Raw genomic sequence first — 14,236 nt, 5'->3', positions numbered from 1 at the left:
TCTTAACTTTGAATAGCTTATTCGGCGTATTTTGAATCAACGCATTCTCATCTCTCATCACCTCATCTTTCGTTGCGGTCTTGCGTGATCGTTCATGGAGCTTGCACACGATCATGGCAATCCATTGTGGGTTGATCTCGTGGTAACCGTGTGGGTGCTGCCATGAAGGTCGCGCCGCTGGTATTCCGCAGTACTGGTGACACCACCGGTCTGCAGAGAGCCGGCACGTTAGACGTATGGACCAAGCTTTAAGAGGAGAACCATCATGACCGGCTCATTCCGGCGCCCGCGTACCGACCCTCGATTGCGTGAATGCTTCGATGATCTCGCGCCAGGCGCTGACATCGCCGTACGCCAGATCCACGCCGCCACAGCCAACCCCACGTTCCACGTCGCCGATTCCGTTATCGAATCGACCCGCTTGGGATGGGCAGTCGAATTCACCATCGGCATCGATCTTGCCCCCGCCACACCCTATGAGGCGCTGATCAGAGCCCACACCTTCGATAGAGCCACCACCACGGCACCGTCAACAAGACGTCCCCGCAACAACCCGCAACCGCTGACTGCAGCGTCATCACATGACATACACGTCTCACCGGAGGATATGCGGCTAACCTATTGCTGGGACCTTGCAAAACATCGACAATGGATACAGCAGCAACTCCAGTATCGGCCCGCAGTCAGTATCCGATCCGACAGCAGGTGGAACTCCACTGCCGTTGAGCGTTACCCCGACGCCCTAGCGAAGCTCTCGGATGCCTATCACCACCATGGGCGTCAGCAGTTTCAAGCTATCCCTGGACAGATCCAAGTCGCCCCAGTCCTAACCGAGGACTATGCCATCGCCGACCTCATCATCGGCTCAACCCTCATCGACATCAAGACCAGTCGCCACCCGGCACACCACGCACGTGACTGGATCAGTCAAACACTCCACTACGCGTTCCTCGCACCCGCAAACAGCATCACCCACATCGGCATATACCTTGCCCGCCACGCCAAACTGATCATCTGGCCGCTAACCCTCATCCTCGGCACCACCGATTCCCGCCTCATCCACTACTTCCGCAACCGTTACCTCGAAATCCTCCAGCAAACCGACAAGCCGGCTACCTAAAGCAGTACCGCGGGGCTGCCGATCGCCATCCGCACATCTACAGCCCCGCGGACCGACATCCAACCTCCTGGTACGTCGTCCCTCCTACCCTGGGTTGCCCGCGGAAAGCCCTCCTGGCGTGGTTTCGGGGATCTCACGAATGGTGACCATGACCTCGCGGCCAGAGCGTGGGTCTTTCATTGTGAATACGGCTTCTGACGAGCAGGTAAGAGCCACAGCCGGGTCTGAAACCTGCGAGAACTTCTTCCGGCGCCGACGACGAAGCAGCCACCACAACACAAGATATGTCGCCGCAACAATCGTCGTACCATTGGAGACAGTTTGGTTGTCGACTCGATTGTGACCGATGCAGAACCAAATCCATCCAAAGAACGAACCAAGGAACCCAAGCACGAGAACGGCGTTAGTGAAGCGTTGGCGGTAAGTCAGCTGGTTCCCCAGCGCGCGCTTAATTATCACGATCGTCACCTCGCGCTGCATACGGTCGCCGCGGATCTTCCACAAGCGAAGCAATCCTGTTGCGAAGCTTGGCTGGTCCTTGAATGCTTCCCGATAGTCACTTTTGACTACTCGGCCATAGCTACGCGTGGCAGCCGAAACGCAGAACCCCGTGGCAGTGACCAGTTTCAAAATGGCTCCCGGCCGGTCTTCGATGACCGCTTGCCAATCCTCATACAGTGCCTCAGCTTCGGTCTCGTCGTCAGTCCATTTCGGCGCTGCCCATTTGACCAGACGGCGAGCCGCCCATTCCGCGATGTCACGAAGGTCCGGAAACACTAGTCCCCCAACGATAAGAGAAAGAATCGAACTCAAGATGGTGGGCCGCATTCAGCTATCCCGTTAGATCTGATGTCCCAGGGGGATTGTCGAGTCGGCTGCGTAACTGGCAGATCGATCAGGGCGCCGCTCGGCCAGGACCGCTCGCGCGGAAGCCGCTCCGGTCCCCGTCAGTCGGTAGTAGCGGCGCCGAGGCCGGCTTTCGTCTGGTGGACGATCCTCCCAGCGACAAGTAACCCACTCTGCCTTGCGCAGACGTTCAAGAACCTGGTAAATCGAAGGCCCAGATCTCTTGGTGGCCTTCATGATCGCCCAACCATGCAGCTCCTCCCTTGATTCGACGAGCACTTCAAGCACGTCTAGCAGAGGCGCTGTAATTCGGAACGGCCACGACATAACTACATCTTACTTTACCTAGGTAAAACAAGTCGAGAGGGCCGTGTACGCCGCCCTTTGGCCTGGTTGGTGGACGGCACCGTTGAGTACAGTTAGCTCGGGCCTGAATCCGGCAGGGGTGGTGGCGACGGCTGGCGACGCATGTGTTCAGGCGCTTACACGCCAGGGTTTAGCCTTTGTGTGGCACCGAAGGTTCCGCAGGTCATGGTGAAGGGCGACAACGATGTCCAATGTTGGAATTGCCAACAGCAAAGATCGCGTCGAAGCGTTGTTGTGGGCAGCCCCTACCGGCCCAGTACCTGCGCCACCAGTTGACACCAAGTCGCAAGTGTTGCCAGTTAGAGAGCTCGATTGGTCTGATGCGGAGCGCCTGTTTCTTCGGTTGTTGCACACAGTCCAACCTGTTCAATTTGCCAAGCTGTTCGGGGTTCCTGGTCAGTCTCAAGCCGGTATTGATGCTTACGCCCGACTTCCGTTGGACTTGACGGATAGTGAAACAAACGCTCGCGACTACATCACTCTGCAATCACGGCGAGTGGAGGAACTCACCGCCGCCAAGGTTGAGAAGGCCATTGACGACTTCGTCGCTGGAGAGTGGTGCAGTAAGACTTCCGTCTTCTATTACGCCACATCGTTCGACTTGCAGCACACGAAACTCGACGAGGTGATTCGCAAGCAAACAAGCCGACTGGCGAGGATGGGGATAACGTTCGTTCCGTGGGGGGTACAGGAAACTTCTGCGTTGTTGAAGGATCATCCTCGCATTGTCTATGACTTTTTCGGTAAGCCATGGGTTGAGCGATTTTGCGGCATGGAGGCGGCCCGATCTCTCGATGAGCATTTGTCGCTCCAGGACAGGCGAACTCTGCGGTCAGAGTTGAGGAGCCTCTATCAGGCCGTCTTTTACTCGCAAGGAAGTGGCCCTTCAGCTGACCAAACTGAATACGCCAAGCGGTTCATTGTCCTAGGTGTTGCCCCCTATCGCGAACGATCTGTAGTTGAGCAAGACGGATCTCAGGCACGAGACGAGAGGCTACGACCTGACCAAGGTTTGGCAGATGGGGAGGCATATGTTGAATCTCAACCCGGCATAGAGCGTCAATCCTTCAGGTCAGCACGGCACTTGCTACGAAGCGCAATTGGCAACCCGACACACCCAGTCGACACCGTCGAAGCTGATGAATGGTTGACCGACGGAAAATACAGGTTGCTCGTTGGCCGCCCCGGAGCCGGTAAGTCAAGCCTCCTGCGATTCGTCGCAACTGACCTTCTTTCACCTCAACCGCAATCAATCCCGCTGCAACGCGAGCATGCCCCCGATTTGCCAATCTGGTTGCCTTTTGGATACTTGTGTCGCCACCTTGAAGCATCAACTGAGAACTCGGTGGTATCAGCAATGGAAGCCTGGCTGAAGGCCCACAGCGCCGATCACCTCTGGCCATTGGTGAAGCATGCCCTTCGCGACGATCGCCTATTGTTGCTCGTGGATGGTGTGGACGAGTGGAGCAATATCGGCGCAGCCGAACAGGCACTCGGAAAACTGGAGACGTTTCTCGGCCAGACCAAAGCCTCGGCAATCCTCTCCACGCGTCCATACGCACTCCACAGGCTCAACTGGCGGTTGCCATGGGGTAAAGCAGAGATCACGCTTCTGAACGACCAACAGCGCCTCACCATCGCCAGTCAGCTACTGATACCAGACACATTGGAGAAAAGCAAATCATCCAATCCACTGCCGTGGGTCGGCGTTGAACCGTTCCTAGCTCAGCTTTCTGCCACGGCCGAACTTAACGACTTGTCCCGCACCCCACTCTTCTTGTCGTTGCTGGCAACGACGTGGCAGGGCGAGCCTTTGCCGCAGCAACGGTTCAGAATCTACGACCACCTCGTTGAGCTTTTGGTCGGAAAACACCCTCAAATGCGACGGCGTGCTTCACATGCAGACGGAGGGCCCCTGCCAGCGAGTGAGGCCACCACATTGTTCTCTGCGGTTGCCTATCGACTTCGCCTCAAAGATCCTTCCGGGACTGTCACGAAGTCGGAGATGCGCAAACTGATCGTAGAGTCAATGACAGACGAAGATGTTCTCGGCTACGACCTAGCGGAAGCTCGCAGGTTGGCCAACGACGTCCTTACCACCGCCGAAGATGAGTTCGGTTTGATCGTCTCATATGGTGCTGGCACGTACAATTTCCTACACCGGACTCTGCTTGACCACATGGCTGGTCAGTATCTCGTGACGCTACCTCCTCACGCACAATCCGAGGCCGTACAACAGTTTGTCGGTGATCCGGCATGGCGCGATGTACTCCTCGCACTGTTGAGCGCTCAACTCAGTTCGCATGGAACGGAGTTGCTTCTCGCTGCGGCGCTTGACGCCGGAGAGCGGATGTGGGGAGATATCGAAGGTTACGAGCTTCTCGCCGAGGCCCTCGCCGCCGGTGTCAAACTCACGCCGAAATCCCAAACCCGATACATCAACAACCTGGTAGAACGGGTCGAAACCCACCCATCGCTACATCATCGGGCAAACCTCATTGCGGCTCTAGTCGGCATGCTTACGAATCAACTCGCCCGAAAGAACCTGCTTCCGGCCATGAAACGGTGGCTTACTGCTCCTCGCCCTAACCCTGCAGCAACCATGTGGGCACTGCGCGAACTGCCCATTGCTGACGAGTGCGCGCTCAAACACCTGGTATGGGGCCTGCGGCATCCGGAAGACCGTGTGAAGGTCAACGCAGCCTTGGCCATCGCGCAGCGCTTCAAAGGTCAGACACACTTGATTGACCGGCTGGTATCTCTTGCCCAAACCGGACCATCCTCGGCAACCCAGGCCGCTGTCATCCTGGCTCTCGGCACCGGTTGGGCAGAGGCTACCGAAACTTCTGGCTTGATTGACTGGGCCCGGAGCCAGCCTTCAGTGCCGCTGCGCCTGGTCGCATTGCATCTACTGCAAAAATCCACCACGAACGGTGAAGCTGCACTGTTTCGCCCAGAAGAACGCGCCTGGCTGCTGTCCCTCCTGCACTACGAGAATTGGGCCCGCGGGCCGTGGCCCGCAGATGACCTTGTTGACATCGCTGCCACCGGAGACGTCCAAGTCGCCGATTTCGCGCTAGAAACCCTGACCACAAACGGACGAAACGGCGGCGACCGCCGTATTGCGTGGACGCTTGCCTGTAACGAGTTCGCCGACGATAGCCGATTCAAACAATGGACCGTAGCGGAACTCGCCCAGCCGGAGGAACGGGGTCTTATCCTATATGACCCCAACATAATTCCCCAACAGTGGATCGACGATCCCGAATTTACCTCAATACTTCGCTCGTACCTAGAAACGAAAATTGGAGAACCCGGCGCATACAGTGTCGCGAGACTCGCCACCGCCTTGCCGCCGGAAGATGCCAAGGCGGTACTACTGCAAGGGCTGAATTCTTGGCGGCCGTACTCTGCAGCGCGACAACTAGTTGAACAGTACCTAGATGACGAGCAGGTCAGCACGGCTCTGATCGCACGTCTTCGCGGCGAGTACGAACGCGCCGCGCCATTGGCAAGCATTGCCGTCGACGTGCTTGGACCGAAAGAAGGGTTCGGTCTTCAAGTGTCCCTGCTTCGCCAGCAAGACCAAACTACGAGTTCGGAGAAGCGCGTTGTTGTGGCACTGGCGGTGGCCGACGCATGGAAACAGTTTAAAGACGAAGCCCGAAAAGTAGGCGTCAAAGGGCAAACCGCACGCGACTTGCTAGCAAGCTATGACGCAACCGAGCTAGCGACGCTGTGCACTGCGGTGAAACCTCACCCCTTGATGTGGCACGTCCCCTCCGTAATAACCGCCTGGCCAGAACAGGCAACAGTTCTGGAAGTCGCCGACAACCTCCTATACGATGAAAGACCCATTACATCAGGTATATCCGACACAATTCCAGTCGCAATACTTCAGGCGTTCTGCAAAAGAACCGACGAACCCTCCCAACGAATCTTCAACAAGGGACTCGACCTCCTAACACATCTGGAACCGGAGTTGCGCGAAGTATTGGCCTTCGAACTAGCACGCAGCATGCTAGCTGCAGAAGAGCACATCAACGTCCTGTCGGAGTGGCGAACCGAGCCCGACACCGAAGTTCGGCGCATTGCCTTTATCGGCCTCGTTCAAGCCATCAAGAACCACCAGCAGCACAGTGAAACCACAACTGGTGCCGATACACCGACCTCTGAAATGGAATGGCTGCGCCTCGAAATTAAGCACGACCTTTGCGCCTATGGACCGCAACTCGAAGAACATCGACAACTTGCATGGATAGGAATGCTCATGCTTGGAGACCTCACGCTCTTCGACAACATCCAGGAATCCATCGGTCATTCGGGTCAGATACCAGGGGTGAGTCTTCGCCTCCCCTATCGTGATGAAAAGGACCAGATCCTGGTGGATCTTGTGGCAGAGAACTGGGTAGAACTGTGCGATCATTTCGGCAAAGACATCTTCGATCGACTTATCAGTACGTCTGATCGGCAACGTCTAACTAAGCGCCAACGACGCCGAGCAGTCATGTCAGCGCTCGTGACCGTCGCCTCCAGATACCCTTCGATCGCGGAGATGATCCGAGGTGACGCCGGCGCTGATGTTGAACTACGCCACGATCAAAACTTCTTGCTGTGGGCGAAGGAAGAAAACCAGGGCAACGTGGAGGTACTCCGCGCCCTAGTTAGCAAACTTGGCGAAAATGCGCATCGACGACAAGACCCAATCGTAGACTCGTTGCTAGACAGAGAAAGCTGGAATGTCTCCGATGAGGACTTCAAAGCCGCATTTACTGAAGGCGCGAGTCCACGCCCCTTCTATAGCAACAACAAGCTAGCCATATATACACATATGTTTCCGGGAGACAACATTTCCAAAGCTGTCTTCCACGAGCTTGAATCGTGGTTCCAAACCGAACCTTCGACACGGAGGTACCGCGATTTGTCGGAGGTACTGACCCTCGCGCTCAGCGTAGCTTCACCACAGGATTTGCCCGCCATCTTGCTCCGCGCCCACGCTCGCATCCACATGGGCATATCCGACCTATTCCTACCAATCCTGACACGGCCACTGACACGCCGCCTGCAAATAGACCTTGAGGCAGTCGAAGCCTTCAAATCCGCGCTCGCTGAGCCGATGGCCATCCACGAAACCAGTCCGATACTCGCCAACGCCGACGATCCGATCATCGCCGCAGATCCAGATCTGCAACCGCTACAACGCATGTACCTCTTTGCCATCGCCTTGAAGCGGGCTGGGGCTCTCGCACAGCACGAAGCGACAGCAATCAGCCATCTATTGGCGTCCGCTTCACCTAACACCATCGTGCACAACCCCTTCACCAACCATGAAGGACCTCTTTGTCTCGCCGCACTGGACCTCATCTCACGCTGATGCTTCGAATAGGGCCTCTCCCTTTCGGTTCGCCGAAGAACCAACCTGTTGACGGGCGTACACGGTTGACATAGATTTCCATGAGCTAACCGAAGAGGCCACAACGATGCGTACGCCAATCTCAGCGGTATCCGGATCGTCGCCTGCGTTCACCTCCACCTCGCCCCCGACATCACCTCGCCTCATCAACGTCGAAGACGCCAACCACCCAAAAGGCATACTCTTGCACTTAATAAGCCGTATATCCCATTCGACCACGCCGTCATTCAAAAACTCCGCCTTCAGACGATCTCTTGAAAGTGCGCTGTGATCATGAAAAACCTCAACCACCATCCAGAATGCACCACCGTCTCATCCTCATGTAAGCCTGGTGCAGGCTGGCGCCTCGCGTTCAAACAAAACACGACGGATTGCAACAGGGTGATGTTATGGCTGTTGATGGTGGGCGGGTTGCTGCCCGAGGCTTCCAGTACCAGTATTTGCGTACTCTCGAGGCTCTGCTGGAAAGGATCGACGATGAGTCGATAGCGGCGCTGCGTGTGGAAGGTGGCTCCGGCGCCGATGGGATTAACACCGTTGACTTCGATCTAACGGGCGACGGTGGCGAACGTATGGTCGCGGTCCAGGTGAAGTCACGTCAACCCGGTAGCACAATGAGTGCCTCCGAAGCATTTGGCATTCTACTTGACCTAGTTGTGGCAGTCAATGCGAAGGAATACCAACTTATAACTAACGCGCAAGCTGGTCCCGGCATGAAGGACTTGGTGACCGCTCTAGAGGCCATCGACGATTTCGATGAGCTGCGTCGATCCCTCTTGGCGACCTTGGCTGGGGCACCAAGCCGTGCTAGCCAGGTCAGCCAAATGCTGCCGTCGATCATTGAACGATTTTGCAGGGCACGGGTCATTGTAGATGACCGCGACGACATAGAGATCCGTTACCATCTGGCCTCCCGGCTTCGCCAGTTTCGCGTTAGTGCCCGTGAGGGGCTCGGCGAGCAATCCGCGGGCCTGCTTCTTGGCTTTCTCATTTCTGATGTCCTGAGACGTGCTGCTGATGAGGGCGCGGCATGCTTGACACGTCAAGAGTTTCGCGAGCGTCTGCTTGTCCCCGGGCACGTGCTGGCGCAGTCACTTGCGGTTCGTGACTGGGGAGTCGTTGTTGGCCGGGTTCCGCCCATTCCAGATGTTCCTCGTCCCGAGATCATCACGAGGCTCAACGACGTGTTCGCTCCGTCTATCGATGCCGGGGTGCGCACTGCGGCATTGGTGGGATTGTCGGGCATCGGCAAATCCAGTCAGGCCGCTGCCTATGTCGCTAACCGCGCAGACTTGTACGACCTGATTTGTTGGGTGGACGCGGAATCCACCTCCACCCTTACAGCATCGTTGCGCCAAGTCCTAGCGCACATTCGCGGCATCACTCGGGCCTCGATCATGGAAGCAACTCCGGATGAACTACGCGATGCCGTCCACACCGAGCTAAGCCGCTATAACGGACGATGGCTCATAGTCTTCGACAATGTCACGGTGGCGCGTGACTTGGGTGCATGGCTTCCCGCTGTCGGCCGCGGCGACGTACTCATCACGGCGCTGGATGCTGCCACCCGCTTCGGCAAGGCCGCAACGATTCCGGTAGAGCAAATGAGCCGCGACGAAGCCGTCACACTCCTGCGACTGCGCCTGGACATGTCGGACGCCGAGTACAGCAGTCACATCGGGCTTCTCGAACGGATCGTCAACGCGATGGGCCGCTGGCCTCTGGCCATTGAACTGGCGACCGGATATATGCACGGCTGCGGAATCCCCATCCACCAAGCCCACCACTACCTCGACAGGCTCAAACAGCGCGCACTAGCGGACGACATGGCCATTCCTGTCGGGTACCCACGCACGCTCGTCGCAGCGATCGACATGTGTCTCGATCACGTGGCGACTCTTACGAAGGAGGAGCCACATACTCTTCAAAAGCTAGCCCCCTTGGCGTTGATGACCGCGGCGGCGTATACCGCCTCACGCCAAATTCCCATACACCTTGCTGCGGGAGCCTTGTTTGCCCACGACGATGAGCTGCGCAACCCCGACTTCAGGACCGCCGGCCCCATGTTTGTCGGCCCGGAATCCGCTGACCTTCTCGAGGCAGTCCGAGAACTTCGTCGATTCTCTCTTGTCGACTTCGACGAAGATCTACCCCACGAGTTCGATTCACTGGTTGCTGATGGTTCGCGAACCATCGCGGTCAACACCATCGTGCAAGACGTCATCCGACGCCTTCGCGAGACACACTCAGGCATGTTCGACCTGCTAAACCGTTTGGCGACACTCACGAACATTTGGATGACCTCAAGCCTGCACGCTGGGCACGTTCAACTGTCATACCTGATGTCCACTCACGCGGAGGCGCTCGTCGAAAACATCGCCGCCCAGCAGCTGGCATCACCTCAAATCCTGCTGCTCTTCGGCAACTTCGCGATCTTGCAACGCGACCGCGGTAACACCTTGGCGGCTGAACAACTATGGCGTCTGGAGATGTCGATACTTGACCAGATCGAACCAGTCAAGGACGACGACTTCGACAGCGAGCTTGTCACGATGCAGATCAAGATTTCACTGTCTCTTTTGTTCATCGACGAGGAAACCCGCACCGACGTCACGATCGACGAAGTCATCCCCTGGTTGCAAGACTCCCTCATGTCGGCCCAACGTTTGGCACTCGAGAAACCCGACGGGGCCATGGAGCTCCTTACACCGCTGAGGAACGCGCTCCACAACCCCCGAGGACAATCACTCATCGAACACAATGAAGAGATCGCGACTCTAAACAGCGCGTTCGCCGACTTGATCAGCAGACTGCCGTCAACTGAGCATTCAGACGCTCTTGACGCATTCCGCCAAATCACAATGGAACTTCAAACCGGTCGCGACTACGAGAATGCCGAGCGACTTTGCCGATACCTGATCGGCAAGGCCAACTTTCTTGGTGGTCCACAAGAACTTGAAGCTCGTCGGCTTCTCATCGAGGTGCTGATCCGCCTTCAGCGGTGGGCTGACGCCAAGTCCGAGCACGACAAGATCAGGCGGCGAATCGGGGCAACTCCCATGCTGCCATACACCGTCAACATGATGATCCACAATGTTGGTTGTAGTTGCGCAGCTGCTTACTTGCTTGGTGAGACCCTCGACTCCGACCACGCGGCGAAACTACTCGATGACCTGCTTACGTGGCCGCACGCCAAACCAATATCCGGCACCTCAGACGAGTACACCCAAAAGTTTCTCCTGCTCGCGGCAATCAACGATCTCGCTAACGGCCGCCTACTCGAAGGCGACGAGAAGCTCTCACGGGTTCCACGCCCTGAAGCAAACGAACCACACCCAACCAACGAAGACCTACCCTCGTGGCGTCTACTGTGGGAGTACACACGCTTGGCACTTCTGCAGCGAGCTTGGCACACAAAACAGACTTACAACACATTAGATTGAAGTATGACGGTCCCCTGGACATGCTCAACTCGTGTAGTCAGAGCGTGCAAGGTCTTTAACGGTAATCATTTCGCCACCGGGCATCTGAAACGCTCGGTGCATTCCATCGGTAATTCGCAACGGTGCATCACCAATGGCCGCAATCATGGATCGCACGCGCGCCCACCGTTGACTGTCGAGCCGAGCTACCTGACTGTTCCACCTCAAGGCATCCAGCACTTCCGCTGCCAGACACGATCCAAGGTTTGCACAATGCAAGCGGTCGATCGTGGTCGCCGACTGCTGCCACACATCGTGAGGCGCCGCGTTAACAGGCTGATACACCAGCATTGTCTCGCCTCGCGCAACCACGATGCCGCCGACGCGGTCCCAGTCGCCCACAGGGAACTGCGCTACGTGGCGCGCCCCTGCGACACCCGCTAGCTCAGGCAAGGCCGGAGAAGAGGGATCACAAAGGGCCGAAAGCTTGCGGACGCGAAGCAGGAAGTGCCACGACTCTGCCCGAGGGTCGGTGGGAGAAATCTTTCCGTAGCACGCGACTATCTCTTCTGTGCGCCAGCGGGCGATAGTCAACGCCACTGGCACAAACTCCGTTTGCACTCCCAGCAAGCCAAAACACTCGCTCATCACATAACACGACTCCACATTGCCAAGTTGGCTGCCTCCTGAATGGAGTTCCCAAAGAGCCATCACAGCGTCAACGGGCACACGGTCAGGATCCACTGTGTGCAAATTAGCGATCTTCTGCTGGGCAATCGCAAGGAGTTCACCGTCTATCATGTGTTTATTCTGTCAGCTCTTGGCTCTCGACTCCTCGACCTGGGATGCGCAAACGGTTCCGGGCACGACCGCCACTCGACCGTGAGCTGAACCTCGAAATTCAACCGACCCGGAGAGCGCCACCACTACCGACTGAACCCAATACCGCGCCCTCCACAACATCGACAGCTCCTCCAATACGGGGCAAGGCAAAAGCTAGAATCACTCTCTTGGTCAAATGGTCAAGTGAGCTGGACGGCTTGACTCGCACCTTGAATTGCTTTCCTAGCATTCGCCCAGCGTATGTTCGCCACACTCGTGTAAGTCTTGCAAGCTAGACATTTCGTGTATTTGTAAAATCTTGGCGTCTCTGACACCAGCATTTCGGTACCAGTGAAGGTACGCATGAATCGTCATCGTTCATTGAGACCTCAGCCTGTCGTGGAGGGAAACATTGCTGAGACCACAATGACCTCAGTTGGCGTCAAGCCGACGGACGTAGCGCCTGTCGCTAATTTGCCGAACCGGTTCAAGGGCCAGATAGTGGTTCGCACGAAAGGCGCCGTGCAGCCTCTGACGGTGATTGCCACGCAGGGCGCTGGCTGGTTCGAGTTGGCTCTTGACTGGCTGAATTGTCGTGTACTTGGTTTCCCATCGGCTGTGGCGGCGGAACTCTGAGTAGATAGTCAAACTCAGAATGGGGTTCGTCATGGCAGGCAAGGGCGTGATTTTCAAACGGTGCGGATGCCGCAACAGCACTACGGGGAAGCGGTTGTTGTCGGAGTGTCCGCGGCTGTCCGAGCGAGGACACGGGAGCTGGTACTTCCACTGCTCAGTCGTCGACCTGTGGGGACGTCATCATCGGATCCGCCGAGGAGGTTTTGCTTCCCGTGCCGCAGCGACCACCGCCAGAGACACGGTGGTGGAGCAATCGGCAGCGCAGGCCACCGGGTCGACGTGGACGGTGACGCGCTGGTTGCGGTTTTGGCTGGCCCATCGCCAAACGATCCGGCCGACCACGGCACGCTCCTATCAACTGCACATCGACCTGGTGGGGCCCTACCTCGACAAAGTCAGTCTCGCGGGCTTGACCTGTCAGCATCTGACGGAGATGTTCGCCGAGCTGGCGGCGCGCCCCAATCGGCATGGCAGGCCGTGCGCGGCCGGTACCTGGCAGCGGGTCCGTGCCACGTTGCGGGCGGCCCTCAACGGCGCGATTCGGGAAGGCCTCATCGATCGCAATGCGGCCCGGCATGTGGAGTTGGCCAACCCGCACCGGCCGCATGCCGTGGTGTGGACCGCGGATCGAGTGGAGGCGTGGCGGCGCACCGGTATTCGGCCGGCGGTGGCGGTGTGGACCGCGGCTCAGCTGGTGCGGTTCCTCGATTGTGTTCAAGGCGATCGAGAGTATGTGTTGTGGTCGCTGATCGCGTTTCGTGGCATGCGTCGTGGCGAAGCCGCCGGACTGCGCTGGATGGATGTCGACCTGGATCGCCGACAACTGATGGTCACGCAGCAGCTGGCGACGCTCGGCCGAGCGATCTACACGTGCCCGCCCAAGAGTCGATCCAGCCGCCGGATCGTGGCGCTGGACCGGCACACCGTCGCACTGTTGCGCGAACACGCCGAACGCCAACGACGTGAACAGCGGGCCGCCGGCTATGCCTGGCACGAGACCGGGTACGTGTTCACCCGGCCGGACGGCCGACCGCACCACCCCGATTACCTCACCAGCCGATTCCGGATTCTCTGCGACCGACATGACCTGCCACCGATTCGGCTGCATGATCTGCGGCATGGCGCGGCGAGCCTCGCGCATACTGCGGGGGCCGATCTCAAAACCGTTCAGGAGCAACTCGGTCACGGCAGTATCGTCCTGACCGCCGACACCTATACCTCGGTGCTGCCGCAGACGCATCATGCTGCGGCTGCTGCGACCGCGCGGCTGATCCTCGATACCGCTCGCGCCACCGGCCGTAGACTGCGGCAGCCCGCCAGCCGACGGGAGCCAAAAGTCAAGGCCGAGCCCTGTTCAGTGGCTGCTGGCCCAGTTGATTCCGACATTGCCAAAACCCCATCGGGGATTAAACGGGACAAACGGCACGGCAACTCGAAGAGAAAGCGGCGGCAACGTCGCGGCAACCACCGTCCACATAAAAAACGACGCGGATGAATATCCGCAGGTAAAGCGAGTGGGCCCCCCGGGGCTCGAACCCGGAACCTACGGATTAAAAGTCCGCAGCTCTACCAATTGAGCTAAGGGCCCTCGACCGGACAGCGTACCTGCTC

The 14,236-nt window shown here is 57.8% G+C and carries 7 protein-coding genes and 1 tRNA gene; 4 read left to right on the top strand and 4 right to left on the bottom strand.

Annotation, left to right across the window (positions count from 1 at the left end; genetic code table 11):
- The first annotated feature begins 265 nt into the window (after nucleotides 1-265).
- Nucleotides 266-1,120, top strand: a complete 855-nt coding sequence (locus tag SNAS_RS34945) for a hypothetical protein (protein WP_013015748.1) — start codon at nucleotides 266-268, stop codon at nucleotides 1,118-1,120.
- A gap of 84 nt (nucleotides 1,121-1,204) precedes the next feature.
- On the opposite strand, the gene SNAS_RS34940 is transcribed toward SNAS_RS34945, so the two are convergent.
- Both SNAS_RS34940 and SNAS_RS37420 read right to left on the bottom strand, forming a co-directional pair.
- Complete coding sequence (locus SNAS_RS34940) at nucleotides 1,205-1,948, bottom strand: hypothetical protein (protein ID WP_013015747.1); 744 nt, start codon at nucleotides 1,946-1,948, stop codon at nucleotides 1,205-1,207.
- A 12-nt stretch (nucleotides 1,949-1,960) separates the two neighbouring features.
- Nucleotides 1,961-2,293, bottom strand: a complete 333-nt coding sequence (locus SNAS_RS37420; RefSeq protein ID WP_083787000.1) for a PadR family transcriptional regulator — start codon at nucleotides 2,291-2,293, stop codon at nucleotides 1,961-1,963.
- 223 nt (nucleotides 2,294-2,516) lie between these two features.
- Between SNAS_RS37420 and SNAS_RS34935 the strand changes: the two genes are divergently transcribed.
- Nucleotides 2,517-7,706 carry an NACHT domain-containing protein gene (locus tag SNAS_RS34935; protein ID WP_013015746.1) on the top strand — a complete coding sequence of 1,730 codons (5,190 nt, stop codon included), beginning with the start codon at nucleotides 2,517-2,519 and terminating at the stop codon, nucleotides 7,704-7,706.
- A 428-nt stretch (nucleotides 7,707-8,134) separates the two neighbouring features.
- On the top strand, nucleotides 8,135-11,188 hold the full coding sequence (locus SNAS_RS02280; protein WP_013015745.1) for an NB-ARC domain-containing protein: 3,054 nt from the start codon (nucleotides 8,135-8,137) through the stop codon (nucleotides 11,186-11,188).
- 24 nt (nucleotides 11,189-11,212) lie between these two features.
- On the opposite strand, the gene SNAS_RS34930 is transcribed toward SNAS_RS02280, so the two are convergent.
- The gene (locus tag SNAS_RS34930) at nucleotides 11,213-11,968 is read right to left on the bottom strand and encodes a hypothetical protein (protein WP_013015744.1); all 756 of its coding nucleotides are present in this window, start codon (nucleotides 11,966-11,968) and stop codon (nucleotides 11,213-11,215) included.
- Between the two features lie 688 nt (nucleotides 11,969-12,656).
- Between SNAS_RS34930 and SNAS_RS02275 the strand changes: the two genes are divergently transcribed.
- Nucleotides 12,657-14,120 carry a site-specific integrase gene (locus tag SNAS_RS02275; protein ID WP_013015743.1) on the top strand — a complete coding sequence of 488 codons (1,464 nt, stop codon included), beginning with the start codon at nucleotides 12,657-12,659 and terminating at the stop codon, nucleotides 14,118-14,120.
- 20 nt (nucleotides 14,121-14,140) lie between these two features.
- On the opposite strand, the gene SNAS_RS02270 is transcribed toward SNAS_RS02275, so the two are convergent.
- Nucleotides 14,141-14,213 (bottom strand) — tRNA-Lys (locus SNAS_RS02270).
- Between the last annotated feature and the right edge of the window lie 23 nt (nucleotides 14,214-14,236).

Origin of the sequence: Stackebrandtia nassauensis DSM 44728 (assembly GCF_000024545.1) — a bacterium.
In the GTDB taxonomy this organism is placed as follows: Bacteria; Actinomycetota; Actinomycetes; order Mycobacteriales; family Micromonosporaceae; genus Stackebrandtia; species Stackebrandtia nassauensis.
Note: the sequence above shows the minus strand (reverse complement) of the source record. Positions and strands in the feature narration are given on the sequence as shown.

What these genes read in the sequence shown, in the direction of transcription:
- SNAS_RS02280 (WP_013015745.1), top strand. Translation starts at nt 8,135, where the DNA reads ATGGCTGTTGATGGTGGGCGGGTTGCTGCCCGAGGCTTCCAGTACCAG.
- SNAS_RS34935 (WP_013015746.1), top strand. Translation starts at nt 2,517, where the DNA reads ATGTCCAATGTTGGAATTGCCAACAGCAAAGATCGCGTCGAAGCGTTG.
- SNAS_RS34945 (WP_013015748.1), top strand. Translation starts at nt 266, where the DNA reads ATGACCGGCTCATTCCGGCGCCCGCGTACCGACCCTCGATTGCGTGAA.
- SNAS_RS34930 (WP_013015744.1), bottom strand. Translation starts at nt 11,968, where the DNA reads ATGATAGACGGTGAACTCCTTGCGATTGCCCAGCAGAAGATCGCTAAT.
- SNAS_RS02275 (WP_013015743.1), top strand. Translation starts at nt 12,657, where the DNA reads ATGGCAGGCAAGGGCGTGATTTTCAAACGGTGCGGATGCCGCAACAGC.
- SNAS_RS37420 (WP_083787000.1), bottom strand. Translation starts at nt 2,293, where the DNA reads ATGTCGTGGCCGTTCCGAATTACAGCGCCTCTGCTAGACGTGCTTGAA.
- SNAS_RS34940 (WP_013015747.1), bottom strand. Translation starts at nt 1,948, where the DNA reads ATGCGGCCCACCATCTTGAGTTCGATTCTTTCTCTTATCGTTGGGGGA.